The organism is Cupriavidus sp. C3SS-1, from assembly GCF_057073755.1.
Genome location: NZ_CP172700.1, coordinates 1,345,324 through 1,369,267, shown reverse-complemented (window position 1 = coordinate 1,369,267; position 23,944 = coordinate 1,345,324). Strand labels below are relative to the sequence as shown.

Sequence of the window (23,944 nt, the reverse complement as noted above, 5' to 3'; positions counted from 1 at the left end):
TGTCTCCTTGCCGCTCAGGCATGCGTTTCCAGGAACTGCTGGACGGACGCCACGTTCATGTCCATGGCCGTGAACAGGCTTTCGAGCTGTTCGCGGGAATTGACCAGCCCCTTGGCGCGCAGCGTTCCCTGCTGGTCCAGCAGCACCGCATAGGGCAGCTTGCCGATCTGCAGGTGCATGCCCAGCTCGCGCGACAGCACGTAGTCGAATTCGCCCAGTCCGGCCTGGCGCAGGAAGGCCAGGTGCTCGGGCTGCTCGCCGTCGGATGCCAGCACCACGCGCAGCCACCTGCCTTCGCTGGCGCGGATCGACTTCAGGACGGGAACCAGCTTCTTGCAGACGGGGCAGGTCGGCGACAGGAAGAACAGCAGCGTGCTGGCCGGCTGCGTGCCGCCCACGGTGACGGCCGTGCCGCGCACGTCCTGCAAGGCAAACGGCGACAGCGGCTGGCCCACGCGGGGACCGGCGTCGATCATCAGCGCGCCCATCGGGGCCACGCGTTCATACAGGATGCCGACCTGGCGCGCGAGCGCGTAGAGCCCGAACAGCAGCGCCAGCACGGCGATCCACAGCACGATATTGGCAATGACAAGTGCAGTCATGACAGTCTCACGAAGAATGAAGGGGAAAAGAATCAGGTGCGCACCGCACCACGGGCGCGGCCGGCGTTGACCAGGAGTTGCGTGGCGCCGAGCCACATGAGCAGCAGCGCCAGCGCGATAAAGCCAGCGGCGGCGAAGTCGAGCGCAGCCATGGAGCGGCCGTTGCCGGCGCTTGCCGACGCAGCGGCGATGACCAGTACCGCCAGCAGCGCGGCGTTGCGCCACAGCAAGCCGCCGGACAGCGGCATGTTGTCGTCCGTGCCGCCGCAGCCACAGCGGATATCGCGCCGGCCGCGCAGCAGGTTGATGACCACGGCGCCGGTTGCCACGCCGGACACTGCCATGGCGACCAGTGCCGAAGCTGCCTGCAGCGGCATCAGCGCCAGCAGCAGCACGGCTATGGCTTCGAGGCCGAGATAGGCGAATGCCACCGCGCGCGACCATGCGGCCGGCACAAGGCGGTATGCATCGACCGCGGCATGGAAGCGGTCCGGCTCGCGCAGCTTGGGCACCACCGAAAGCAGCAGCACGAGCGCGGCGGCCGCGCTGCAGGCCGCGGTGACGACCGGGTCGCCGATCAGGTCCTGGGCGGTCATTGGTGCGCCTCCAGTTGCACCGAGTTCTCGCTCACGTTGTCCATGCGCGCCACGGGCTTCAGGTTGCGCGCGGGATCCAGCGCGACCACGCCGGCCTTGGCGGCATCGAGCGCGTAGACGACCGGCTGGCTGCCTTGCGTGATGGTCATGGCCAGCGCGTTCTGCCCCGGCGCACGCGCCACGCGTTTCTGCCGGGCCAGGTCGATGGTCCAGATCTCGGTCGCCGGACTCTTGTGCGAGCCTTCGCGGCTGCGTGGGTGCATGCCGACATAGAGCCGCTGCGTGGCCGCGTGCAGGGTGAAGAGCTGGTAACCGCCCGGCTTCCAGCCACCCTTGGCATCGGCGTCGGACACGATTGGCCAAGGCTTGCCGAAGGCGGGTGCCTCGCCCGACAGGTCGGCCGTGTAGACGTTGCCGTTGAAGGAGACGAAGTACAGCGTGTCGCCGATGCGTTCGGCATGCAGGAAGACCGGGTCGGCATCGGGATCGAACATGCGTGCGCTGCGCTTCTGGCCGGTGGGCTGGCCTTGCGCGTCGTGCGAGACGGTCAGCATGCCGCCGTCGCTGCACAGCGTGCGGAAGCGCTGGCTCGATGCCGCCGTGGCGAAGATGCCCCAGCAGCCCGGCGTCTGCGTTTCCGCGACGAACTTGCCCGCCCGCAGGTCGACGATGCTGACCGAAGTGGCCGGCGTGGCATTCTGCACGTACAGGAAGTGCCCGTCGGCCGACACCGTGATAATGCCGCGGTAGTTCAGCGACTGCGCATGGCGCGGCGGAATGACGATCTCGCTGCGGTAGGCGAGCGTGTCGGCGTCATAGATGCTGACGACATCGGTGCGCTCGCCGCGCGTCAGGCGCGGGTAGTAGGTCGAGACGACGTAGAGGGAGCGCTTGTCGGGCGACAGCACGGACTGGCCGCCGAAGCCAGTGGGCAGCAGGCCGAGGTACTTCATCTTGCTGCCATCGACCACATGCAGCCGGCCGTCCACCATATGGCGGAAGGCCACGTCGGAGATATACAGCCGGTTCTCGTCGGCGGGCGGCAGCGGCGCCACCGTCAGGGTCTCGGGCGGGAGGTCTTCGGCCACCGCGGCGCCGGCGCCAAGCGTCGCGGCAAGCAAGAGGGGAATCAGGCACCGGGCCTTGCGCCCGGCTTCCCGCGGCGCACGCGCTGGCGTGCTGCTGGCGTCAATCACGACTGGCTCCTGTCTGGGCTGGAATGGAGCCAGTCTATGAACGGCGGCCGGTCAGGCGTTAGCCGGGATCGGCAATCGGCATACCGGGGGAATTACTGAGGCGGGCCGTGGGAGTGGCGCCGCGGAAAGGGGTTCCATGCGCCGGAAAGGCGCAGGATTCGCCTTCAGGCAGGGCTGGAGGAGTGACTGAGGGCATTGCTGCACCGTGCGCAGGCATGGCGGCGTCTGGCGGACTATCCGTTTTTGGCAACGGGTGCGAGGCGTCAGCCCGGCGCTGCCCCGCTGACGGCATGCGGATCGGGAAGACTTGCATGCTGCCACCCCCCGCCAAGCGCCAGGAACAGATCGATTTGCCGCATGGCCACTACGCTGTCCGATTCCGCCATGGCGGCCTCGGCATCGGCCAGCGTCCGTTCCGCATCCAGCCGTGCCAGATAAGGGGTACGGCCAGCCTCATGGCGCCGCCGTTCCTGGCGCGCCGCATCCGCAGCCAGGTCGCGCGCAAGGCGCAGCGCCTGCTGGCGCTCCAGCGCGCGCGTGTAGGCGCTGAGCGCGGTTTCCGTCTCCTGCAGGGCCCGCAGCACCACGCCATCAAAGTGCGCCAGCGCCGCATCCGCGCCGGCTTCCATGCGCGCAATGCGCGGCCGCACGCCATTGGTCGGGAAATTCCAGCTCAGCATCGGACCCAGGCTCCAGCGTGCCGTAGGCCCGCTGCCGAGGTCGCTCAGCAGCCCGGTCAGGCCAGCCGACGCCCCGATCCGGATGCTCGGATACAGGTCGGCCGTGGCTACGCCGATCCTTGCCGTGGCGGCGGCCAGTTCGCGTTCGGCCTGGCGGATGTCGGGCCGGCGCTTGAGCAGCGCGGCGCCGTCGCCTACTGGCAGCGGCTGCTTCAGTACCGGTTCCTCATGGCATGCGATGTCCTGTGGCGCCAGCGCCGCCGGCGCCTTGCCGAGCACCAGCGCCAGCTTGAACCTGGCTGCTTCGCGAGCGGCCTCCAGCGGGGGCAGGGCTGCGCGCAACGCATCGGCGCGTGCCCGGGCGCGGATAGCGTCGGTGGGCTCGGCCCGGCCGGCGGCCGCCAGCCTTCGCGTGGCGTCGGCCGCGCGCGCCTGCAGCGCGATCTGCTCGCGTGCAACTTCCAGTTCGTGGCTGGCCGCGCAACCCTGCACGTACGCCCGGACCGTCTGCGCGACCACGCCGACGCGGGCCAGGTCCAGGGCCGCCTCGCTGGCCTGCACGTTCGCATGCGCGGCTTCGTCGGCCCGCGCGAGCTTGCCGAAGAAATCGATCAGGTAGGACACGCCCGGGCCGATATCGCCCAGATTGAAGACCGGCGGCTTGGTGGTCTGCAGATAACTCTCCCCCGAGAGCTGGGCGCGCGCCATGCTCGCGCCGATGCCGCCCTGCGGCAGGTTCTCGGCCTCGACCTCATGGAACGCGGCCGTGGCCCGGCGCAGGTTGGCCGACGCCACGCGGAGGTCGGTATTGGCCGCCAGCGCTTCGCGCACCAGGCGGTCGAGGCGCGGGTCGTCGTAGAGCTGCCACCACGCGTCGGGAACGGGGCCGACCGATACTGACGGGCTGGATCCGCCCGTCAGGGGACCGTTGGCGTCGGCCGTGCGGACCACAGCATGGTCGGGGACGTGGTAGTCGGGTCCGACCGTGGTGCAGGCGAACAGCAGCGGGACCAGCGGCGCCAGCCAGGCGCAATGCCAGGTCTTCACGGCCGGCGCTCCACGGACGGTTGCTGCACGGACACTGTGGCCGTGCGTCCCGACACCAGGCGCACGTCGGCGGGGACCGCCTCCAGCGTGATGCGCACCGGCACGCGCTGCGCCAGCCTGACCCAGTTGAATGTCGGGTTCACGTTGGGCAGCAGGTTCGAACCGGCACTGCGGTCGCGGTCCTCGATACCGGCAGCAATGCTCTGCACATGCCCGCGCAGGTGGCGCGGCTCGCCCATGATGTGCACATCCACCGGGCTGCCGATGCGGATGCGGTGCAGCTTGGTTTCCTCGAAATAGCCTTCAACATGGAACGACGCCGCATCGACCATGGACAAGACCGGCCGTCCGGTCGAGACATAGTCGCCCAGACGCGGCAGGCGGTCATTGAGGTAGCCGTCGGCGGGGCTCAGCACGCGGGTGCGCTCCAGGTTCAGGCGGGCCAGGCGCACGGTGGCGTCGGCCTGGGCGAGCGCGGCTTCGGCCTGCTCGACGCGGGCGCGGCCCTGCTCGGCGACTTCGCCGGCGACCAGGCCATCGAGCGACCGGTTGCGCGCGGATTCGCGGCGCGCCTGCGCCAGCGTCGCGCGCAGGGCGGCGGCATTGGCCGTGGCCTGCTGCAGCGCCAGCGCGTAGCGGTCGCGGTCGATCTCGAACAGCACGTCGCCGCGCCGCACCGGCTGGTTGTCGCGTACCAGCACGCGCGTCACCAGTCCCGAGACATCGGGGGCGATCTGGACGATATCGGCGCGCACGTGGCCATCGCGCGTCCAGGGTGCGGCCGTGTAGTAGTCCCACAGGTGCCGCAGCACCAGGACAGCGGCTACGACGGCCACCAGCGTGGGCAGCAGCTTGAGGAGGGAGCGAGTTCTTGGTGTCATGTCGGCAGCTTGAGACCGAGGGCGACCACGCCGCCCAGGACGATCACATAGAGGCAGAGATTGAAGAGGGAGCGATGCCACACGTGCCGGTAGAAGCCCACGCGCGCCAGCAGCAGCCGCACGCAGGTCGTGAGCGCGAAGGCGGCGAGCATCACCACCAGCAGGGCCGGCACGAATACGCCGTACAGGTCGATCTCAGTGTTCAACGCCGACTCCTGAAGCGGTCGTGGCGGGGATGGCGGGCTCATGCAGCGTGACGCGCAGGACCACCAGCGCGGCAATGGCGTCGTCATGATTGCCGGGCAGCGCGCCGACCTGGGCCATGGCCGCATCGATGCTGCCCGGCAGCGCGGCGGACGTCGCTACGGCGTCCGCGTGGCGAAGGCGCGCGCGGTAGTGGCGCGCCACCAGTGCCAGCACGCGCCGCACCGGACGTCGCGCGGCCGACGGCATGGACGGCAGCCCGCGCCGCAGCGCCAGCGCGCAAAAGCCCACGTGCAGCTCGCTGAAGCCATCGGGGCCCGCGCGGCTGGCGCCGAGCCGCGGGACCAGTTGGCCGAGGCGGTCCAGCATGCGCGCGCCAAGCTTGGCGTCATGGTCCGCGCCGGGCCAGGCGGCGGCGCCGGCCAGGTCCTGCCAGCTGGCGCGGATCAGCCGGTGCGCGGCCACGCTGGCGCCGAACGGACGCGTCGCCAGGGCCCACAGCGGCGCGAACAGCATGGCCGCGGCATTGGCCAGGCTGCCGTTGAAGGTACCGAGGAAATTGGCGTCGTAGACGCTCTGGATATTGGCGAACGAAGCGGTGTTCACCGACAGCAGCATCGCGATCAGGTTGAAGCCCGGACGGGCGATCAACATACCGATGCCGAGGTAAGGCACGGCCAGCATCCCCGCCAGCGTCTCGAAGCTCTGCGCGTGCGGCACCACCAGGAACAGGTAGAACGAGGCCACCACCAGGCAGACGGCGCTCCAGCGCAGGAAGGAGCGCGCCACCGGCCGCGGCTCGTCGATGGTGGCGAAAAAGCAGCAGGCAATGGACGCCACCGCGACCGCGCCAGCGCCGTCGGTCCATCCGGAAAGGATCCAGAGCAACCCGGCACAGAACACGGCCAGGCCCGTGGAGACGGCACCGAACAACAGCATGCCGTGGTCATGATGGTGGGTGTTCCTGGCTGGCACGGCGTCGGCGGCCGCCATCGCGCTGAGCGTCGGGAACGGCCGGTCGGGCCGGTCGCCGATACCGTGCTGCAACGCTGCGCAGTCGCTGCATAGCGCGGCCAGCCGGGCGAGCTGGCTGTTTGCCGCCGTAAGCAGGCGTCCATGCCAGCCATCCGTGGCGGCATCAGCCAGTTCGGTTCGGTCGACCTGCGGTGCAGGCCCCGTCATCCCCGAGCGCAGCCACTGCGACAGCCCGGCCAGTACGCGCGAGAGCGAGTCCGGTACGCCGGCCGGATGCCTGCGCAGCGCTTGCAGCACCGCCGACAGTGCGGACAGCAGCGGCATCAGCGCGGTCATGCGCGTGCGCAGCGCACGGGCATGGCGCAGCGACGCGGCGCTCTCGGTGTCGTAGGAAAGCTGCGCGATCAACTGGTCCAGCGCCAGGATGTCGGCCGCGAGCCGGTGGCGGCCGGCATCGGCGCGCGGGTTCGCGCACAGGATGTCGTCCGCCCACGCGGCGGCGTCGGCCAGCCAGCTCGCCGCACGGGCGCGCAGGGCCGGCGCCACCTTGGCGGGCAGGAGGATCGACCCGACCAGCCCCGCGCACACAATACCGATCACGATCTCTTCGATGCGCGCCACGGCGACATCGAAGATCTGCGCGGGCTGGTCCACCGCCGGCAGCGCCACGATCGGCAGCGTATAGGCCGCCAGCAGGAACACATAGGCGCGCGGCGAGCGCTGCAGCGTGGACAGGTAGACCAGCGCGACGATCCACAGCGAGATGGCGGCCATCAGCACGATCGGCATATTGACCAGCAGCGGCACGGTGGCCACGGCCGCCGCCGCGCCCAGCACCGTCCCCGCCACGCGGTAGGCGGCCTTGGAACGCGTCGCGCCGGTCAGCGGATGCGAGACGAAATACACCGTCGCCATGGCCCAGTAGGGCCGCGGCAGGCCTAGGGCCAGCGCGATATAGAGCGCGAGCATGGCGGCCAGGAATGCCTTCAGCGAGAACAGCCACTGTCGGGCAATTGGCCGCATAGCCATGGGTGGGAATCGCACAGTTCGAGTTTTGGGGGCGCATCGCGTGCCGCCTGGCCGGTCTGGTTGCCGGCTGCAGGCACAAGCGAAGCGTGGAAGCGAAGTGTAGTCAAATGGCGCGCATTCCAATCATGATTTAAAATTCCAGACGTCATTCCATATTTTCATGGAAGTGCCGAATTCGCCATGCCCATCGATATCCGTGCCCTGCGCTACTTTGTGGAAACCGCGCGCCTGAGGAGCTTCACGCAAGCGGCGACCTCGCTGTTCGTGACGCAGTCGACCATCAGCAAGATGGTGCGGCAGCTCGAAGACGAAGTCGGGCAGCCCTTGCTGATCCGGGAAGGCAAGACGGTGCGGCTGACCGATGTGGGCCGCGTGGTATACGACCGTGGCCAGGAGGCGCTCGGTGTCGTGCACCGGTTGACACTGGAGGTAGCGGATCTGTCTTCGCTGGGCCGTGGCCAGTTGACCGTGGGCATCCCACCGATGGTCAACCTGTTCTTCTCGCCGGCGGTTAGCGCCTTCCGCAAGCGCTATCCGAACCTGGAGCTGAGCCTGGCCGAGCATGGCGGCCATCTGGTGGAACAGATGGTGGCCAGCGGGGCGCTGGAAGTGGGCGCCACGGTGCTACCGGTGGACAGTGGGCTGGAACTGGCCACGCAGACGTTCGCCAAGTACCCGATCTGGGCGGTGGGGCCGCGCAAGGCGCCGTGGGCGCGCGGGAAGACAGTGAGCCTGGCGGCGCTGAGTGACGAGCCGCTGGTGTTGCTGACCGAGGAATTTTCGCTGACGCACAAGTTGCGGCAGGCGTTCCTGGAGGCACGCATCGAGCCGCGCGTGGTGGCGCAGAGCGGCCACTGGGATTTCCTGGCTTCGATGGCGGCGGCGGGCCTGGGGACTACGTTCCTGCCGGAGCCGTTCCTGGCCCGGCTGCAGGACCGCGACAACCTGGCCGTGGCGCGGCTGACCGAGCCGGATATGGACTGGGCGCTGGCGCATGCATGGCTGCCGGGGCGGTATCTGTCGCATGCCGCCAGGGCCTGGCTGGCGGTGTGCAAGGAGGTGCTGGGCGGAAACGGGGTGTCGTACTGAGCATCTCCGCTTGCGTGTCTGGACGGTGCCAGTGCCGCGGTCTGTCTCGCGAGTCATGCAGGACGGAGGCTCACCACCGGAGCAGGCGCGGCGCCAGCAGTGCACCGGTTGCGGCAGGCACCAGCATGCCAAGGACGTACCAAACGCCCCAGAACGCCACGCCCATCTCCGGGCAGTGCAGGCAGTAAGCCAGCGTCGCTATCGCCCCTGACAGCAGGCCGCCCGCGGCACCTGCCAGCCGCAACCGCGTCGGCGCCAGTCCGCGCAAGGCCCAGAACACGGCAATGAATACCGGCACGGACAGCATGGCGATATTGAACGGGCAGACGCGCCAGGTTTCTCCAAGCACCGCCGCGGCGCGTTCGCCGGCCGGTGTCCGGGCCAGCACATAGAGTGCTGCCAGCCAGACGGCGGCGAAGGGCACGGTAACGCCCGGCCAGCAGGCGCCGGTTGCCATGCCGGGACGCGCCAGCCGCGTCGCCATCCACAAGGCGCCCAATGCCAGCGAGAGCGGCAGCGTCACCTTGGCCCAGAACAGCGGGGTGGCGGCAACCTCTGCCAGGTCGGCGCGAAAATGCAACGTGGTGGCCACCAGCACGGTCGCCAATGCCGCGCCCGCCGCCATGGCCAGGCCAAAGCGTCGTCCGACCGCGTGGCGGTCCACGGGGGCGACGCCCGTGGCCAGCATCGCAATCAAGTCGTCTGTCTTCATCGCGTTCCTCGAATCTTCGCCGCGAGCGCCTTCAGCCCGCGATGCACGCCTACCTTCACCGCTGATTCCGACATCCCGGTCATCTTCGCGGTCTCGCTGACGGACAATCCCTCCAGCTTGACGTGCACGATCGGCAGGCGCTGACGATCCGGTAGCTGCTCGAGCAGCAGGCTCAGGTCCCGCTTCGCCTGTGCGGGCTCCAGGTCAGGCGCTGCCAGCACGTCCTGCGCCGAATCCAGCGGATCGCTCAGTGCATCGTGTCGCGCATACGCGCGAAAATGGTCCGCGAGCTTGTACCGGGCGATGGCATGCACCCACGCCGTGAGCGGTTGTCCCGGCAGGTAGGTATGGCGCGCGTTATGCACGGCCAGCAGGACTTCCTGCGTCAGGTCCTCGACGTCGCCCGCTTGCTGCGGGAGCCGGTTGCGGAAGTAGCCCCGCAGCATGGTGGCCAGTTCGGTAAGACATTGCGCGTACGCCATCTGGTCGCCGGCCAAGCCGCCCGTAAACAGATCGAGCAGGCGAGCCTCCCGCCTTTTCAGCGCATCCTGTTCGACAGTTCGCTCCATCGATCGCTTTGGTTACACCTGGCCACATGGATGGCGCGAATTCTACGCCGCGGTGGCGGTTATGCGTGTTGCAAGGCGCACGGACGATGGGGTGGTTCCGCGCAGTGGCGGCACTGGCCGCACGCCCAAGAACCAAAAAATCTCCAACCGCTGTAACCGGACCCGCTCCTGCCGCGAATTTCCCATCAGACGCACACATACCGTGTGAATCTGGCACCCGCCGACACGGCGTGGCGCGATGTTCCATCCACCGGGACGCCCCGGTCCAACGCTAGGCAACGAGGAGTCAAGATGAACAAGATCGCTATCGCCGTGGTTTCCGCAGCGTTCCTGATTGGCGGCACCACCGCGTACGCCCAGACCGGCGGGTCGATGGCCAAGGATTCGATGTCGAAGGACAGCATGTCGAAGGACACGATGTCCAAGGACGCCATGTCGAAGGACAGCATGTCCAAGGACGCCATGTCGAAGGACAGCATGTCCAAGGACGGCATGCACAAGGACAAGACGGGCAAATCGAAGTCGCACGACAAGATGGGCAAGGAAGGCGATGCCATGTCCGGCGGCATGAACAAATAGCACTGGACCGGGCAAGCTTGGCCAGGCGCCGTGCGCGGCAACTTGTCGTGCACGGTGGCAGGATTCCTGAGGAGGCCGACATGGAACTCTCGCATGACGTTGTCGATGCCCGCGCGGCCCCGCGCAGGATCCAGCCCGGGTGGCTGCGACTCTCGCACTGGCTCAACGCGCTGGCCGCCGTGGTGATGATGCTTTCGGGCTGGCGCATCTACAACGCTTCACCCGTGTTCGCCGGGTTTCGCTTCCCGGCCGACATCACGCTGGGCGGATGGCTGGGTGGCGCGCTGCTCTGGCATTTCGCGGCCATGTGGCTGCTGTTTTTCAATGGGCTGTTCTACCTGGCGATGAACGTCGCCACGGGTCGGTTTGCCCGCAAGTTCTTTCCGCTGAGCCCGCGCGCCGTGCGCGACGATCTGGTTGCCGCGCTGCGGGGACGTCTTTCTCACGCGGACCTGAGCCACTACAACGCCGTGCAGAAACTCGCCTACCTGCTGGTGATGATCGTGCTGCTGGTACTGGTGCTATCCGGCATCGCTATCTGGAAGCCCGTGCAATTCCCGCTGCTGCGCGAACTGATGGGCGGCTACGACTTCGCGCGCGTGGTCCATTTCTGCGCCATGTCGTTGCTTGCCGCCTTTATCGTCGTGCATATCGTGATGGTGGCGCTCGTGCCGCGCAGCCTGCTGACAATGATTCGCGGACGCTGACATAACCGGAGCCTGAATCGTGAATCCGAGACCTTCCCGACGAACGGCCGTCGACCGCGCGTCGCTGATCATCGATGTGCGTCGGGAGCTCGACGCGCCGTCGCGCCGGCTGTTCGGCAAGCGCGTGCTCACGCTGGGCGGCCTGGCCATGCTCACCGGCTGCAGCCTGAGCGACGATGCCTCCGTGGAGACCTTCCTCTCCCGTGTGTCGCGCATCAACGACAAGGTGCAGGCCTGGCTGTTCGACCCGAACCGCCTCGCGCCGACCTATACCAAAGCGCAGATCACACGCCCGTTTCCGTTCAACGCGTTCTACGGCATCGATGAGGTCACCGTGGTCAACGGCGACGACTTCCGGCTCAAGGTCGGCGGGCTGGTGCGGGAAAAGAAGAGCTGGACCCTGACGGAACTCTACGCGCTTCCCCTGGCCGAGCAGATCACGCGGCACATCTGCGTGGAAGGCTGGAGTGCCATCGGACGGTGGGGCGGCACGCCTTTTGCCGGTTTCCTGAAGCGGATCGGCGCCGATACCACCGCGAAGTATGTGGCGTTCCGGTGTGCGGACGACTATTACGAGAGCATCGACATGGCGACGGCGCTGCATCCGCAGACCTTGCTGACGTTTACGTATGACGGCGAACGCCTGCCGCCCAAATATGGCTATCCGATGAAGCTTCGGATGCCGACCAAGCTCGGCTACAAGAATCCCAAGCACATCATGGAACTGTTCGTCACCAACACCTACCCCGGCGGCTACTGGGAGGACCAGGGCTACAACTGGTTCGGCGGATCCTGAAAAAGCGCCTGGAGGCCTTCAGGGGCCGACGCCTTCCGTACACCGGCCAGGCGGGACGTGCAGGGTCACCAGCGGCTCCTGGCCCGCCATGTAGCGGTAGTCCAGCGTCACGCCAAGCTTGCCGAGGACCGGCACATCCGGGTTCCGGCAGATGCCGCGTTCAAGGATGGGCCTGGCCGAGACCATGAAGTTCCGGGTGTCCTCGCGCCGCGGATCCACCCCCGTCACTTGCAGGTGAAACTCGACGACCTTGCCGGCCCGCACGGTGCAGCCGGCCAGGCGCGTGGAATCGTCGAGCACCATCGGTGCCATCCGTGCCAGTTCCGCGCAGGCCATGCCGAGTTGCCGCTCGGCGTCGCGGGCGGTCAGCCGGGTCACGCCCGACATGCCGCTTGGCTTGCCGCGTACGGTGCCCAGCAGCAGGCTGGCCAATCCGGACAGCGGCGGGGCGGCCATGCCAGGTGAAGATGCTGCGCCGATAAAGAGGGCCAGCAGGCTGATGGCCAGCGGCTTGACGACTGGGTGACCAGGGAAGGGCATGGGGCGCAATGCATTCGGAAGCATCCCGGAACGGGCGATGCCACTGTAGCGCGCGCCGTAGCCAATTGTTGTCAGGCTCTGTCCTACGCCGCAACAGCCTTCGCCGGCACAGCGGCCGGGCTATTGCGTCCAGTAGACATCCACCGGCGTGCTGTCCTGGTGGAGCAGGTAGCTGACCGGCAGCATCGGCGTGGGCTCCATGGTGGCGGCATCGAATACCTGCTTCTTCCACGGGCCACTGAAGCTCAGCAAGACGCGGCGTGCGCCCAGCAGGGCGCTCAGGTTCAGGCTGACGCGGCGGTGCGGCGCGGCGCGCGGGTTCAGCGCCAGATATCCCGCCGGCTCGGTCAGCGACAGGCCAACAGGCAGTTCCGGGGCATCCGCGAACAGCGAAGCCGTGTGCCCGTCGTCGCCCATGGCAAGGACGACCACATCGGGCTGGCGGTAATTGCGGTTCAGCTCGGAAACCACGGCTGACGGATCGATGTCGTCGATTTCCATGCAGAACGACGGCACCGGCGGATGGAAGGAGGCGCGCGACGCGTCTTCCCGCAACAGCGCGTCGCAGACCAGGCGCGCATTGCTGTCGTCGTGGTCAAGGGGCACCATGCGCTCGTCGACGAGCATCACGCTGATGCGATCCCACGGCAGCGCCCGTTGCTGCAGCGCCTTGAACAGCGGCAGCGGCAGGCGGTCGCCCGCGATGGCCAGGCAAGCCTGTTCCTGGCTGGCCAGCGTGCGCTCCAGCTCGCACGCCACGGCTCGCGCCATGGCATCGGCATGGGCGCAGGCATCGTTCAATTCGATCTGGCGCATGGCTTCCTCCCTGTTGGTGGCGAGCATGGCGGGACCCAACCTGCCATGGCCGCTGGCGGCCGGACAGCGCTGTCATGCAGCTGTACCGGCGCAATGGCCGGGTCGCGCCTTGGTCCGGATCGGCTGGCTGCCGGGTTCAACGCTTGGTGGTGGATTCGATTCTATGTGCCAAACGGTGCGGCGCACAATGAAGCGTGCGCCGACATGGCGCGCACGACGCTCATTGCAGCCGATTCGCGCTCAATTATGCGCAAAAATGCACAAAATTGCGACGCGTAGCGCGTATGAAGGCCGCACCGATGCCCGCCCGGCCCACTGCTGCGGCGCGAGAAAGCGGCTCAGGAAGCGCCGCGGCCAACCAGCACAACGGTGACGAGCAAGGACGTATTGGTGATCGCCGTGACATCGTGGGCGGCCGAAGCGCCAAGGTACAGCAAGTCGCCCGGATGCAGCCGGCGCTGGCTGCCGTCGATGCCGATTTCCGCTTCGCCTTCCAGGCACTGGATGGTCGACGGTCCGGCGACCGCATGCGTGCCGACATGCTTGCCCGCCGGCAGCACCATGCGCATCACTTCCAGCTGCGGTTCCTTGAACAGCGCGGCGCTTGGCGTCTGCGCGAGCTGCTTGCCCAGCGGCAGCACGCTGGCGACTTCACCGGAAGACAGGTGGGGCAGGGACATGGCGGGGCTCCTCGTGGCGGTGTGGCGTTTGTGAAAGGCCTCAGGTCATTGTAGGAGCCCGCGTCGCGCCGCCAGCTTTGGGCAACGCCGGCCCGCCAACATTGCGTGGGCCGGCCAGCGGCGTTCAGGACGACGGCCCCGGCGCGGCAGGTGGCGCCGCGTCGGCTGTGCTGCGGGTCTCGTCATGCCAGCCACCCCCGAGAGCCTTGTACAGGTTGACCTCGCCGGTCAGCTGCTCCTGCCGCGCGACGATCAGCAACTGCTGCGCGTTGTAGAGCGAGCGCTGGGCGTCAAGCACCGCCAGGTAGCTGTCCACGCCGGTGCGATAGCGGCGGTCGGCGAGGTTGTAGGCGTCCTGCGCCGCTTCGACAAAGCGCACCTGCGCTTCCAGCTGGCTCATGTACGTGCCGCGCGCGGCCAGGCCGTCTGCAACCTCGCGGAAGGCCGTCTGCACGGTGCGTTCGTACTGTGCGATGTTGATGTCCTTCTGGATGCTGGCGTAGTCCAGGCTGGCCTTGAGGCTGCCCGCCGTGAACAGCGGCAGGCTGATCTGTGGCTGGAACAGCCAGGTGCCCGAGCCGCCCGCGAACAGGCCCGACAGCTGGTTGCTCGCGGTGCCGGCCGAAGCCGTCAGCGCAATGCGCGGGAAGAACGCCGCGCGCGCCGCGCCGATATTGGCGTTGGCCGAGCGCAGGCGGTGCTCGGCAGCGAGCACGTCGGGCCGGTTCTGGAGCAGGTCGGACGGCAACCCGGGGGGGACATCGGCCGTGAGCTTCTCCTGCAGACCAAGCGGCGGCGGCAGGTCCGCCGGCATGCCGGTGCCCAGCAGCAGCACGATGGCATTCTCGTCCTGCGCCACCAGCCGGGTGTAGCGCGCCAGGCTCGCACGCGCATTCTCTACGGCGGTCTGGGACTGCCGCAGGTCCAGGCGCGAGGCAATGCCTTCCTCGTAGCTGCGCCGCGTCAGGCCATAGCTGCGCTCATAGTTGGCCAGGGTATCGCGCGTCAGCGCCAGCAGCGCCTCGTCGGCGCGCTGCGCCAGGTAGGCATTGGCCACGCTGGCCACCAGCGCGATCTGCGCGCTGCGGCGCGTCTCGTCGCTGGCGAAGTACTGTTCCAGCGCCGCTTCGCTGAGGCTGCGGATGCGGCCGAACAGGTCGAGTTCCCATGCGGTCGTGCCCAGCGATATCCCGTACTGGCTCGTGATCACGCGCCGGCCGGTGGTGGACAGGTCGGCGGGAATGCGCTGGCGCGTTTCCTGCGCGGCGACGCCGATGGCGGGGAACAGGTCGGCGCGTTCGATCCGGTATTGCGCGCGGTACGCTTCCACGTTCAGCGCGGCCACGCGCAGGTCGCGGTTGTTCTCCAGCGCGACCTCGATCAGGCGGCGCAGCCGCGCATCGGCAAAGAAGTCGTGCCAGCCGAGATCCACGGCGCGCACCTGCTGCGCCTGCGCCGTGGCGTCAGCCGCCGGATAGGCCATGCCTTGCGGATACGTTTGCGCGACCGGCAGGTCCGGTTGATGGTAGGCGGGGATCAGGCTGCAGCCGGCCAGCAGGGCGGCTGCAGCAGCGCAGGTCAGGGTCTTGTTCATGGCAGCGCGCCTTTCTCCGCCGGGCCATCGGGCCGGGTCGGCTTGCGCTTGCGTTCGACCAGCGCATTGACCAGCACAAAGAACAACGGCACCCAGAAGATCGCGAGCACCGTGGCGGTAATCATGCCGCCGATCACGCCGGTGCCGATGGCGTGCTGGCTGCCCGCGCCGGCCCCGGTCGAGACCGCCAGCGGGAACACGCCGAGCATGAAGGCCAGCGAGGTCATCACGATCGGGCGCAAACGCATGCGGCAGGCTTCGATCGCGGCATCCACCAGGCTCTTGCCGTGCTCGTGCAGGCTCTTGGCGAACTCCACGATCAGGATGGCGTTCTTGGCCGACAGGCCGATGGTGGTCAGCAGGCCGACCTGGAAGAACACGTCGTTGGACAAGCCGCGGCCCATGGTGGCGAGCAGCGCGCCGATCACGCCGAGCGGCACCACCAGCATCACCGAGAACGGGATCGTCCAGCTTTCATACAAGGCCGCGAGACACAGGAACACCACCAGCAGCGACAACCCATAGAGCGCCGGTGCCTGCGAGCCCGACAGCCGTTCTTCATAGGACAGCCCGGTCCAGGCGTAGCCCACGCCCGGTGGCATCTGCTTCATGATTTCCTCGATCGCCTTCATCGCCTCGCCCGAGCTTCGGCCAGCGGCCGGCTCGCCCAGCACTTCCACCGCCGGCACGCCGTTATAGCGCTGCAGCTTCGGCGACCCGTAATCCCACTTGCCTTCGGCAAACGCGGAGAACGGCACCATCTCGCCCTTGTCGTTGCGCACGAACCATTTGTCGACATCGTCGGGGTTCATGCGCGAATCCGGACGACCCTGCACGTAGACGCGCTTGACCCGGCCGCGGTCGATAAAGTCGTTCACATAGCTGGAGCCCCAGGCGATCGTCACCGTGCTGTTGATGTCGGCCAGCGAGAGCCCCAGCGCGCGCGCCTTTTCATCGTCGATGACGAGCTGGTACTGCGGCTGGTCATTGAGGCCGTTGGGACGCACGCGCTGCAGCATCGGGTCTTTCGCGGCCAGCCCGAGGAACTTGTCGCGCGCGTTCATCAGGGCCTGGTGGCCCAGGCCGGCCTGGTCCTGCAGGTACAGGTCGAAGCCGGTGGCATTGCCCAGCTCCTGCACGGCCGGCGGGGCGAACGCGAACGACATGGAGTCGCGGAAAGTTGCGAACTTGCGCTGCGCCCGCGCCGCCAGGTCGAAGACGCTGGTGTGGTCGCCACTGCGCTCCTCCCACGGCTTGAGCAGGATGAAGGCAAGGCCGGAGTTCTGGCCGCGGCCCGCGAAGTTGAAGCCGCTCACGGTGAAGAGCGAGTCCACCACGCCGCCTTCGTCCTTGAGCAGGTAGTCGCGCATTTCGTTGAGTACCTTCTGCGTGCGTTCGGCAGTGGCCCCCGGCGGCGTCTGCACCTGCGCGTAAAGCACGCCCTGGTCTTCATCGGGCAGGAACGACGTGGGAATGCGCGTGAAGAGGAAGGCCATTGCCGCGAGGATCGCCAGGTAGATCAGCACGAACGGCAGGCGGCGCTTCAGGATGGCCGATACCCCGCGCTCATACCCTTGCGTGGTCGCGATGAACTTGCGGTTGAACCAGCCATAGAAACCGCCCTTGTTCTCGCCATGGTCGCCTTTCTCGATCGGCTGCAGCATGGTGGCGCACAGCGCCGGCGTCAGCACCAGCGCGACCAGCACCGACAGCACCATGGACGAGACGATGGTGATGGAGAACTGCCGGTAGATCACGCCGGTCGAGCCGCCGAAGAACGCCATCGGCAGGAACACCGCCGACAGCACCATGGCAATGCCGACCAGCGCGCCCTGGATCTGTCCCATGGACCGCCGCGCCGCCTCCCTGGGTGGCAGGCCGTCCTCGGCCATCACCCGCTCGACGTTTTCCACGACCACGATCGCGTCGTCCACCAGCAGGCCGATCGCCAGCACCATGCCGAACATCGTCAAGGTGTTGATGGTGTACCCGAACGCGGCCAGTACGCCGAACGTGCCCAGCAGCACCACCGGCACGGCGATGGTCGGGATCAGCGTGGCACGGACGTTCTGCAGGAACAGGTACATCACCAGGAACACCAGCGCGATCGCTTCCATCAGCGTCTTCACCACCTCCTTGATCGAGCCGGAAATCACCGGCGAGGTGTCGTAGGGGTAGACCACCTTCATGCCGGCGGGGAAGAATGGCTCCAGGCCGTCGAGCGTCTTGCGGATGGCGCGTACCGTCTCAAGCGCGTTGGCGCCGGCGGCCAGCCGCACGGCAATGCCCGAGGCCGGCTGGCCGTTGTACTGCGCGTTGATGTTGTAGTCCTGGCCGCCCAGGCCGACATCGGCCACATCCTTCAGGCGCACCTGCGAGCCGTCCGGATTGACCTTGAGCAGGATGTTGCCGAACTGCTCGCTGGTCTGCAGGCGCGTCTTGCCGATCACGCTGGCGTTGAGCTGCTGGCCCTTGACCGCGGGCAGGCCGCCAAGCTGGCCCGAGGCGACCTGGACATTCTGCGCCTTGATGGCGTTGCTCACGTCCAGTGGCGTGAGCTGGTAGCTGTTGAGCCGGGCCGGGTCGATCCAGACCCGCATGGCGTACTGCGAGCCGAACACCTGGAAGTCGCCGACGCCATAGGTGCGCGACAGCGGGTCCTGGATATTCGAGACGATGTAGTTCGACAAGTCTTCCCGCGTGATCTTGGGATCGGTGGAGATCAGGCCGACGATCAGCAGGAAGTTGCGCACCGACTTCGTCACGCGGATGCCTTGCTGCTGCACTTCCTGCGGCAGCAGCGGCTGCGCGAGCGCAAGCTTGTTCTGCACCTGCACCTGGGCGATATCGGGGTTGGTGCCTTGCTCGAACGTGACCGTGATGGTCATGCTGCCGTCGGCGTTGCTTTCCGACGAGATGTAGCGCAGGCGGTCCAGGCCGTTGAGCTGCTGCTCGATCACCTGCACCACCGTGTCCTGCACGGTTTCGGCCGAGGCGCCCGGGTAGTTGACCGAGATGGCGATGGTCGGCGGCGCAATTGCCGGATACTGGCTGATCGGCAGCGAGCGGATCGACAGCACGCCGGCCAGCATGATGACCAGCGCGATCACCCACGCGAAGATGGGCCGATCGATAAAGAAATTGGACATGAATGCTCCCTCGCCCTGGTGGTGCCCTCAGGGCTTGGCCGCGACCGCAGCGGATGAGCCGGAGCCAGGCGACGCAGCCGACGCAGCGGCGGGCGGGTTGCCTGGCCCGCCGCCGGCCTGGACCACGCGGACCTTCGCGCCGGGCTTGACGAACTGCAGGCCCTCGACGATGACGCGGTCGCCGGCCTTGAGACCATCCGCGACCAGCCATTTGTCGCCGATCACACGGTCGGTGCGGATCTGGCGCAGCTCCACCTCGTCCTTGGCGTTGACCACCAGCGCCGTGGCCTGGCCCTTCATGTCGCGCGTCACGCCTTGTTGCGGCACGAGCAGGCCATCGGCCTTCACGCCGTCGCGCAGGCGCGCGTGGACGAACATGCCAGGCAGCAGTTCATGGCGCGGATTCGGGAACACGGCGCGCAGCGTGACCGAGCCCGTGCCCTGGTCAACCGCGACCTCCGAGAACTCCAGCCGGCCGACTTCCGGATATTTGGTGCCGTCCTCCAGCACCAGGTTGACCTGCGCCGCGTTGGCGCCGGCGCTTTGCAGAGTGCCGTTGGCGAGCTCGCGCCGCAGGCGCAGGAGCGATGCCGAGGGCTGGGTCACGTCGACGTAGATCGGGTCGATCTGCTGCACCACCGACAGGGCCCCCGCCTGGCCATTGGTCACCAGCGCGCCTTCGGTCACGTTGGAGCGTCCGATGCGCCCCGAAATCGGCGCCAGCACCCTGGTATAGCGCAGGTTGATCTGGGCGCGGTCCACGGTCGCCTGCGCCTGCAGCCAGGCGGCCCTGGCCTCGTCATACTGCTGCTTGCTGACGGCCTCGTCGCCCACCAGGCGCCCGTAGCGCTCGGCCAGCAGCTTCGCCGATTCCAGCGAGGCCTTGGCGCTCTTGTAGGTCGCGTCGTAGGTGGAAGGGTCGATCTGGTAGAGCTGCTGGCCCTGAGTCACGTCACTGCCTTCCTTGAACAGCCGGCGCAGGATGATGCCATCCACCTGTGGCCGGACTTCGGCAATGCGGAAGGCCGAGGTACGGCCCGGCAACTGCGTGTCCAGCGTAACTGGTTCGGTCTTGAGGGTGACCACGCTGACTTGCGGCGGGGGTGGGGCAGCGGCCTCCTTCTTGCCCCCGCATCCGGCGAGCGTCGAAAGGGCGATGGCCAGCGTAACCGGAACCCAGGCCTGGCAGCCGCGTGATCGTTGCATTGCGATTTCCTGCGAAAAAATCCTGCGAGTCATGGTGTCGGCGTGCCGGAGCCGGGCAGGGGGCGAGCGTCATGCGCGGGACCGTTTCCGGAACCGGCCGGGAAGGCCATCCGGATACAGCAGGCCCCGCCGCGGCCCTGCGTAGCCGAGAAGTCTATCCCGACTTGCGGAAACGTTCCGGCCGATTATCGGCTTTCCATATTTCAGATTCTTTCAAGGAATTTTTAGGGCATGGCCACGGAGGTGTTGCGCGGAAACGCTGCCCCCGCCCGAGATTGCCCCGACGCAGCCGAGGTTCGGCCGGCCAACGCCCCAATGGGACGCGTACCCGGCATCAGCCCCGGGAAGCGCTGCGTATGGCGCACTTTTATGCTTGTTTTTTTCCCGGAGCGCTGCGATCTGGTATCGAGGTATCACCCGTCCGGGGGGTGTCTTTGCGCACGGCGACTCGTGGGCATCCGGCACTGAGAGACTCCACTCAAGGCATCAAGCCCTTATGCCCGTGCTCTGCTCGGGCTTTTTCTTTGTCGTCGCCAACGTTCGAGGGGGAGGTAGAGGACCTGATTCCCTGGTTCGGCCGGACTGATTGCTACGCGAGCATCAGGTTCAGGTTCTGAATCGCGGCGCCCGACGCGCCCTTTCCAAGATTGTCGAACACCGCGGACAGAAGGATGTGGCCGTGCTCGCTGCCAGAAAAAACGCTCAGGCGCATCTCGTCCGTCCCGTTCAGCAGTTGCGGATCCAGATGCTTCATGGCGCATGATTCCGGCAGCGACGAGACGTGCACGTGGTCCGCTCCGGCATAGTGCTGCGCGAGGCAGGCGTGCAACGTGGCGCCATTCACGCCAGGTGCCAGCAGCCGCAACGCCAGCGGGACCGTCAGCACGATGCCCTGGCGGAACGCGCCGTATGCCGGGACGAAAATGGGAGGCTGCCCAAGCCCGGCGTGCTGCCGGATTTCCGGCGTGTGCTTGTGCGCGAGTTCCAGGCCATAGACCTGGTATGAAGGCGCGTCAGCGGCCCCGGGCCCCTCATATTCCTCCACGCCGGCTCGTCCGCGTCCCGAGTAGCCGGATACCGCATGAATGCTGATGGGGTAATCGCCCGGTATGAGCCCAGCCTGCACCAGCGGGCGCAGCAGGCCAATCGCACCGGTCGGATAGCAGCCGGGGTTGGTGACCCGACGTGCGTTCGCAATGCGCTCGGCCTGCTCCGGCGTCATCTCCGGAAATCCGTAAGTCCAGTCCGGATGCGTACGGTGGGCGGAGCTTGCGTCGATGACGCGCACCGCAGGATTGACAATAGCGGCCACAGCCTCCCGCGCGGCCGCATCCGGCAGGCAGAGGATGGCGATGTCGCAGGCGTTGAGGGCTTCCGTGCGACGCCGCAGATCTTTGCGCTCCGCGGCAGCCAGCGTCACCAGCCTGATGTCGGTCCGCTTACGCAGCCGTTCGTGGATCAGCAGCCCGGTGGTGCCTTGGTCGCCGTCGATGAAAACAACGGGAGAGCTCATGCGTGAAAGACTCCGATGATGTTGGGTTGCAGGAAGCAGAGCGAAGAACGAGTCCTATATTGGATGGCAGGCTACAATAGATAAAGTTGAATTTCATGACCTCTACATTCAGCTTTTCTGAATCAGGACGCCCCTATGCGAGAGATCAGCCTGGACCGCTTGCGTACCCTGGTCGCGATTGCGGACCGGGGCTCATTTGCCGAGGCGGCGCGTGCGTTGCATCTGGCCCCGCCAACGGTGAGCCTCCATATCGCCGATCTTGAAGACCGCATTGGTGCTCCGCTCCTGTCGCGCAAGCGCGGGCAGGTCAGGCCGTCGGCAATAGGAGAGGTGCTGGTGGAGCGCGCGCGTCGACTGCTGGCCGATGCGGAGCAGGCGTTGGACGATATTCAACGCCAGGTGCAGGGACTCGAGGGGCGCGTGCGGATCGGTGCGTCGACTGGCGCGATTGCGCACCTGTTGCCGCAAGCGCTCGAGGTGCTGCGCCAGCACCATCCCGCTATCGACATTCAGATTGCTGTGTTGACCTCCCAGGAAACGTTGTCCCGACTGGCGGATGGGACGCTGGACGTGGGGCTGGTCGCACTGCCTCAGCCGCCGGTGGCAGGACTCGTGATCAAGCCTTGGCGGCGAGACCCCGTGATGGCCTTTGTGCCGGCGCATTGGCGATGCCCGGCCCGCGTCACGCCTGAATGGCTCGCTGCTCAACCGCTCATTCTCAATGATGCGACCACGCGTCTTTCCCGTCTGACTGCGGAGTGGTTCGCGACCGGTGGGTATCATCCAGCGCCGCGTATCCAGCTCAACTACAACGACGCGATCAAGAGCCTGGTCGCGGCCGGTTACGGCGCCTCGCTGTTGCCGCATGAGGCGACGGCCCCATTACCCGACCCGCGCATTGTCATGCGTCCGCTGCGCCCGGCGTTGTGGCGTCGGCTCGGTGTTGCCCATCGCGCGGGGTATGTCGAGCGCGCTACGCAGCACGTATTGGATATGTTGCGGGATCTGCGATTGGTGTAGGCGTCGGGGGCATATTTCCTGCCAGAATCAAGCCTGGAGCGACGGTGAGAATCGTGATGAGCGGGGATAGGCGCCGTTGCAGATATCGATCAGTTGCCCGCAAGCCACCGGAACAAGAAAAATGAAGACTCTTATGCGCTTCTTTACGGTCGTCCATGGGCTGATGGCAGTGCTCTTCACGTGCGCGGCGCTGATGTTGATTGCGATTGCTGCTCGCATTGGATTGACCGTGTTTGCCGGTCAATGGGACCAGGCAAGCGCGCTATCCGTCATTGAAGCTCTGGGATTGCTGGCAGGCGCCGTTGTCGCATTGCAGATCGCCGAGACCATCGTTGAGGAAGAGGTCATCCGGGAGGCCGACGTGAGCGCGCCGACACGGGTACGGCGTTTCATGTCGCGATTCCTGGTGGTTGTCGTCGTCGCGCTTGCCATCGAAGGGCTGGTGGCGACCTTCAAGGCGCTGCACCACGATCCATCGCAGCTTCGCTATGCGGCTGGGCTGATTGCATCGACCGCCTTGCTGCTTGCGTCCTGGGGACTGTTCGTTCACCTGAACCGGTCCGCGGAGGAGCTGGAGCCGGAGGCCATGGCGGAGGCGAAACGCGAGGATAAGAAGGTGCAGTAGGGTGGCCACGAAATGTGGCGCTACAGTGCTTGCCCAGCGCCGGCCCTAACCCCCAGCCCCTCTCCCGCAAGCGGGAGAGGGGAGCAAACAGGCCGAAGCTTCAGTACTGCAGGGCCTGCACGATGCCACCCACATTGTTGAGGGTGTTCGTCATCGTCTTCAGATCGACATTGGTGCGTGTCGATGCATCGACCTGCGTAACCGGCGCGAAGATCGTATTCGGGCTGGCGAACGACACGCCGCTGCCACCAGTGATGGCGTTCACGCCGGAGTTCACGAAGATGCTGCCGCCGCGCACGGCGCCCATCTTGGCGTGGTCGAGGTCTTGTTCGAGCGAGAGGTTCTGGATGGTCAAGGACATGATGGTCTCCTGGGTAGGCTGAGATTGCGCTGATTGGGTGTGGATTAGTGCTGCAGGGCCGCGACCATGCCGCCCAGGTTGTTGATGGTGTTCGTCACGCTCTTCATATCGACGCTGGTGCGGCTCGATGCATCGACCTGCGTGACAGGTGCGAAGATCGTATTGGGGCTGGCGAACGACACGCCGCTGCCACCGGTGATGGCATTGACGCCGGAATTCACGAAGATGCTGCCGCCGCGCACGGCGCCCATCTTGGCGTGGTCAAGGTCTTGTTCGAGCGAGAGGTTCTGGATGGTCAAGGACATGATGGTCTCCTGGAGAAGGCTGGAATCGACGAGATGAGAGGGACTGGATTTAGTGCTGCGCGGCCTGCACGATGCCGCCGACGTTGTTGAGCAGGTTGCTGATGCTCGTGAGGTCGACGTTGGTGCGGGTCGAGGCATCGACCTGCGTGACCGGGGCCACGATGATGTTGGGGCTGGCGAAGGACACGCCGGCGCCGCCGAGGATCGCGTTGACGCCATTGTTCAGGAACAGGCTGCCGCCGCGCACGGCGCCCATCTCGGCATGGTCCAGGTCTTGTTCGAGGGGCAGGTTCTGGATGGTGAGGGACATGATGTAACTCCTTGGGTGGCTGGTCTGGCTTGGGTTAGAGAGCATCTGGTGTTGCGCTCGAGGTCATATACGCATAGGGTGTGCCAGCCCGCGGACCAGGCCTGAAAATCATCTTCAAGTCTTTGAAGATAAAGAAAAAAACAGAGAAGGCGCCTGCACGGTT

25 protein-coding genes are annotated in these 23,944 nt (G+C 66.7%); 6 read left to right on the top strand and 19 right to left on the bottom strand.

All coding sequences use genetic code 11. The features are described from left to right. Window positions 1-14: 14 nt before the first annotated feature. From mauD to ACIGJC_RS22315, 7 genes are all read right to left on the bottom strand, one after another. Complete coding sequence (gene mauD, locus ACIGJC_RS22345) at window positions 15-602, bottom strand: methylamine dehydrogenase accessory protein MauD (protein ID WP_483711601.1); 588 nt, start codon at window positions 600-602, stop codon at window positions 15-17. Window positions 603-634: 32 nt separating this feature from the next. Then, on the bottom strand, window positions 635-1,198 hold the full coding sequence (locus tag ACIGJC_RS22340) for a MauE/DoxX family redox-associated membrane protein (RefSeq protein ID WP_483711600.1): 564 nt from the start codon (window positions 1,196-1,198) through the stop codon (window positions 635-637). After that, a complete protein-coding gene (locus tag ACIGJC_RS22335) occupies window positions 1,195-2,394 on the bottom strand; it encodes an amine dehydrogenase large subunit (protein ID WP_483711599.1) in 1,200 nt (399 codons plus the stop codon). Before ACIGJC_RS22335 ends, ACIGJC_RS22340 begins: the two co-directional genes overlap by 4 nt. Before the next feature lie 263 nt (window positions 2,395-2,657). Then, window positions 2,658-4,121: an efflux transporter outer membrane subunit gene (locus tag ACIGJC_RS22330; RefSeq protein ID WP_483711598.1), complete on the bottom strand. Its 1,464-nt coding sequence runs from the start codon at window positions 4,119-4,121 to the stop codon at window positions 2,658-2,660. After that, a complete protein-coding gene (locus ACIGJC_RS22325) occupies window positions 4,118-5,002 on the bottom strand; it encodes an efflux RND transporter periplasmic adaptor subunit (protein ID WP_483711597.1) in 885 nt (294 codons plus the stop codon). Before ACIGJC_RS22325 ends, ACIGJC_RS22330 begins: the two co-directional genes overlap by 4 nt. Further along, window positions 4,999-5,208: a DUF1656 domain-containing protein gene (locus tag ACIGJC_RS22320; RefSeq protein ID WP_483711596.1), complete on the bottom strand. Its 210-nt coding sequence runs from the start codon at window positions 5,206-5,208 to the stop codon at window positions 4,999-5,001. Before ACIGJC_RS22320 ends, ACIGJC_RS22325 begins: the two co-directional genes overlap by 4 nt. Beyond that, window positions 5,198-7,210 (bottom strand): FUSC family protein, encoded by a 2,013-nt coding sequence (locus tag ACIGJC_RS22315; protein WP_483711595.1) that lies wholly within the window; start codon window positions 7,208-7,210, stop codon window positions 5,198-5,200. The genes ACIGJC_RS22320 and ACIGJC_RS22315 overlap by 11 nt, the downstream gene beginning before the upstream one ends. Before the next feature lie 180 nt (window positions 7,211-7,390). Between ACIGJC_RS22315 and ACIGJC_RS22310 the strand changes: the two genes are divergently transcribed. Continuing rightward, on the top strand, window positions 7,391-8,299 hold the full coding sequence (locus tag ACIGJC_RS22310; RefSeq protein ID WP_483711594.1) for a LysR family transcriptional regulator: 909 nt from the start codon (window positions 7,391-7,393) through the stop codon (window positions 8,297-8,299). A 70-nt stretch (window positions 8,300-8,369) separates the two neighbouring features. Here ACIGJC_RS22310 and ACIGJC_RS22305 read toward each other — a convergent pair whose 3' ends face one another. Both ACIGJC_RS22305 and ACIGJC_RS22300 read right to left on the bottom strand, forming a co-directional pair. Further along, the gene (locus ACIGJC_RS22305) at window positions 8,370-9,011 is read right to left on the bottom strand and encodes a DUF1109 domain-containing protein (RefSeq protein WP_483711593.1); all 642 of its coding nucleotides are present in this window, start codon (window positions 9,009-9,011) and stop codon (window positions 8,370-8,372) included. After that, window positions 9,008-9,580, bottom strand: coding sequence for a sigma-70 family RNA polymerase sigma factor (locus ACIGJC_RS22300; RefSeq protein ID WP_483711592.1), 573 nt, complete (start codon window positions 9,578-9,580; stop codon window positions 9,008-9,010). Before ACIGJC_RS22300 ends, ACIGJC_RS22305 begins: the two co-directional genes overlap by 4 nt. A gap of 291 nt (window positions 9,581-9,871) precedes the next feature. On the opposite strand from ACIGJC_RS22300, the gene ACIGJC_RS22295 reads away from it, so the two are divergent. The 3 genes from ACIGJC_RS22295 to ACIGJC_RS22285 all read left to right on the top strand — a co-directional run bounded on the left by ACIGJC_RS22295 (window position 9,872) and on the right by ACIGJC_RS22285 (window position 11,662). Next, window positions 9,872-10,159, top strand: a complete 288-nt coding sequence (locus ACIGJC_RS22295; RefSeq protein ID WP_483711591.1) for a pentapeptide MXKDX repeat protein — start codon at window positions 9,872-9,874, stop codon at window positions 10,157-10,159. 80 nt (window positions 10,160-10,239) lie between these two features. Continuing rightward, window positions 10,240-10,866 (top strand): cytochrome b/b6 domain-containing protein, encoded by a 627-nt coding sequence (locus ACIGJC_RS22290; protein ID WP_483711590.1) that lies wholly within the window; start codon window positions 10,240-10,242, stop codon window positions 10,864-10,866. A 19-nt stretch (window positions 10,867-10,885) separates the two neighbouring features. Continuing rightward, a complete protein-coding gene (locus ACIGJC_RS22285) occupies window positions 10,886-11,662 on the top strand; it encodes a molybdopterin-dependent oxidoreductase (RefSeq protein WP_483711589.1) in 777 nt (258 codons plus the stop codon). An 18-nt stretch (window positions 11,663-11,680) separates the two neighbouring features. Here the strand turns inward: ACIGJC_RS22285 and ACIGJC_RS22280 are convergent, their stop codons facing one another. From ACIGJC_RS22280 to argC, 7 genes are all read right to left on the bottom strand, one after another. Then, a complete protein-coding gene (locus tag ACIGJC_RS22280; RefSeq protein ID WP_483711588.1) occupies window positions 11,681-12,202 on the bottom strand; it encodes a hypothetical protein in 522 nt (173 codons plus the stop codon). A 120-nt stretch (window positions 12,203-12,322) separates the two neighbouring features. Further along, window positions 12,323-13,045, bottom strand: a complete 723-nt coding sequence (gene pgl, locus ACIGJC_RS22275) for a 6-phosphogluconolactonase (protein ID WP_483714359.1) — start codon at window positions 13,043-13,045, stop codon at window positions 12,323-12,325. A 311-nt stretch (window positions 13,046-13,356) separates the two neighbouring features. Next, window positions 13,357-13,698 (bottom strand): cupin domain-containing protein, encoded by a 342-nt coding sequence (locus ACIGJC_RS22270; RefSeq protein ID WP_483714358.1) that lies wholly within the window; start codon window positions 13,696-13,698, stop codon window positions 13,357-13,359. Window positions 13,699-13,822: 124 nt separating this feature from the next. Then, window positions 13,823-15,292 (bottom strand): AdeC/AdeK/OprM family multidrug efflux complex outer membrane factor, encoded by a 1,470-nt coding sequence (gene adeC, locus ACIGJC_RS22265; protein ID WP_483714357.1) that lies wholly within the window; start codon window positions 15,290-15,292, stop codon window positions 13,823-13,825. Next, entirely contained in the window at window positions 15,289-18,441 is a 3,153-nt protein-coding gene (locus ACIGJC_RS22260; protein ID WP_483714356.1) for an efflux RND transporter permease subunit, read from the bottom strand. The genes adeC and ACIGJC_RS22260 overlap by 4 nt, the downstream gene beginning before the upstream one ends. Before the next feature lie 27 nt (window positions 18,442-18,468). After that, complete coding sequence (locus ACIGJC_RS22255; RefSeq protein ID WP_483714354.1) at window positions 18,469-19,647, bottom strand: efflux RND transporter periplasmic adaptor subunit; 1,179 nt, start codon at window positions 19,645-19,647, stop codon at window positions 18,469-18,471. Between the two features lie 589 nt (window positions 19,648-20,236). Beyond that, window positions 20,237-21,160 carry an N-acetyl-gamma-glutamyl-phosphate reductase gene (gene argC / locus ACIGJC_RS22250; protein WP_483714353.1) on the bottom strand — a complete coding sequence of 308 codons (924 nt, stop codon included), beginning with the start codon at window positions 21,158-21,160 and terminating at the stop codon, window positions 20,237-20,239. 135 nt (window positions 21,161-21,295) lie between these two features. Here argC and ACIGJC_RS22245 point away from each other — a divergent pair, with 135 nt between their 5' ends. Together ACIGJC_RS22245 and ACIGJC_RS22240 are read left to right on the top strand one after the other, a co-directional pair. Then, a complete protein-coding gene (locus tag ACIGJC_RS22245) occupies window positions 21,296-22,180 on the top strand; it encodes a LysR family transcriptional regulator (protein WP_483714352.1) in 885 nt (294 codons plus the stop codon). Window positions 22,181-22,301: 121 nt separating this feature from the next. After that, window positions 22,302-22,805, top strand: coding sequence for a hypothetical protein (locus tag ACIGJC_RS22240; RefSeq protein WP_483714508.1), 504 nt, complete (start codon window positions 22,302-22,304; stop codon window positions 22,803-22,805). Window positions 22,806-22,905: 100 nt separating this feature from the next. Here the strand turns inward: ACIGJC_RS22240 and ACIGJC_RS22235 are convergent, their stop codons facing one another. Genes ACIGJC_RS22235 through ACIGJC_RS22225 form a run of 3 tightly spaced genes read right to left on the bottom strand, consistent with a single transcriptional unit; the run spans window position 22,906 to window position 23,781 of the window. Then, entirely contained in the window at window positions 22,906-23,166 is a 261-nt protein-coding gene (locus ACIGJC_RS22235; RefSeq protein WP_483714351.1) for a hypothetical protein, read from the bottom strand. Between the two features lie 44 nt (window positions 23,167-23,210). After that, window positions 23,211-23,471, bottom strand: coding sequence for a hypothetical protein (locus ACIGJC_RS22230; protein ID WP_483714141.1), 261 nt, complete (start codon window positions 23,469-23,471; stop codon window positions 23,211-23,213). A gap of 49 nt (window positions 23,472-23,520) precedes the next feature. Then, window positions 23,521-23,781 carry a hypothetical protein gene (locus tag ACIGJC_RS22225; RefSeq protein WP_483714349.1) on the bottom strand — a complete coding sequence of 87 codons (261 nt, stop codon included), beginning with the start codon at window positions 23,779-23,781 and terminating at the stop codon, window positions 23,521-23,523. Window positions 23,782-23,944 lie beyond the last annotated feature (163 nt).

Excerpts from the sequence above, each read along its gene's own strand:
- ACIGJC_RS22290 (WP_483711590.1), top strand. The coding sequence starts at position 10,240 with ATGGAACTCTCGCATGACGTTGTCGATGCCCGCGCGGCCCCGCGCAGG.
- adeC (WP_483714357.1), bottom strand. The coding sequence starts at position 15,292 with ATGAACAAGACCCTGACCTGCGCTGCTGCAGCCGCCCTGCTGGCCGGC.
- ACIGJC_RS22245 (WP_483714352.1), top strand. The coding sequence starts at position 21,296 with ATGCGAGAGATCAGCCTGGACCGCTTGCGTACCCTGGTCGCGATTGCG.
- ACIGJC_RS22300 (WP_483711592.1), bottom strand. The coding sequence starts at position 9,580 with ATGGAGCGAACTGTCGAACAGGATGCGCTGAAAAGGCGGGAGGCTCGC.
- ACIGJC_RS22280 (WP_483711588.1), bottom strand. The coding sequence starts at position 12,202 with ATGCCCTTCCCTGGTCACCCAGTCGTCAAGCCGCTGGCCATCAGCCTG.
- ACIGJC_RS22240 (WP_483714508.1), top strand. The coding sequence starts at position 22,302 with ATGAAGACTCTTATGCGCTTCTTTACGGTCGTCCATGGGCTGATGGCA.
- ACIGJC_RS22260 (WP_483714356.1), bottom strand. The coding sequence starts at position 18,441 with ATGTCCAATTTCTTTATCGATCGGCCCATCTTCGCGTGGGTGATCGCG.
- ACIGJC_RS22255 (WP_483714354.1), bottom strand. The coding sequence starts at position 19,647 with ATGCAACGATCACGCGGCTGCCAGGCCTGGGTTCCGGTTACGCTGGCC.
- ACIGJC_RS22310 (WP_483711594.1), top strand. The coding sequence starts at position 7,391 with ATGCCCATCGATATCCGTGCCCTGCGCTACTTTGTGGAAACCGCGCGC.
- ACIGJC_RS22225 (WP_483714349.1), bottom strand. The coding sequence starts at position 23,781 with ATGTCCCTCACCATCCAGAACCTGCCCCTCGAACAAGACCTGGACCAT.
- ACIGJC_RS22305 (WP_483711593.1), bottom strand. The coding sequence starts at position 9,011 with ATGAAGACAGACGACTTGATTGCGATGCTGGCCACGGGCGTCGCCCCC.
- ACIGJC_RS22325 (WP_483711597.1), bottom strand. The coding sequence starts at position 5,002 with ATGACACCAAGAACTCGCTCCCTCCTCAAGCTGCTGCCCACGCTGGTG.
- ACIGJC_RS22295 (WP_483711591.1), top strand. The coding sequence starts at position 9,872 with ATGAACAAGATCGCTATCGCCGTGGTTTCCGCAGCGTTCCTGATTGGC.
- ACIGJC_RS22230 (WP_483714141.1), bottom strand. The coding sequence starts at position 23,471 with ATGTCCTTGACCATCCAGAACCTCTCGCTCGAACAAGACCTTGACCAC.
- ACIGJC_RS22270 (WP_483714358.1), bottom strand. The coding sequence starts at position 13,698 with ATGTCCCTGCCCCACCTGTCTTCCGGTGAAGTCGCCAGCGTGCTGCCG.
- pgl (WP_483714359.1), bottom strand. The coding sequence starts at position 13,045 with ATGCTCGCCACCAACAGGGAGGAAGCCATGCGCCAGATCGAATTGAAC.
- ACIGJC_RS22235 (WP_483714351.1), bottom strand. The coding sequence starts at position 23,166 with ATGTCCTTGACCATCCAGAACCTCTCGCTCGAACAAGACCTCGACCAC.
- mauD (WP_483711601.1), bottom strand. The coding sequence starts at position 602 with ATGACTGCACTTGTCATTGCCAATATCGTGCTGTGGATCGCCGTGCTG.
- ACIGJC_RS22340 (WP_483711600.1), bottom strand. The coding sequence starts at position 1,198 with ATGACCGCCCAGGACCTGATCGGCGACCCGGTCGTCACCGCGGCCTGC.
- ACIGJC_RS22315 (WP_483711595.1), bottom strand. The coding sequence starts at position 7,210 with ATGGCTATGCGGCCAATTGCCCGACAGTGGCTGTTCTCGCTGAAGGCA.
- argC (WP_483714353.1), bottom strand. The coding sequence starts at position 21,160 with ATGAGCTCTCCCGTTGTTTTCATCGACGGCGACCAAGGCACCACCGGG.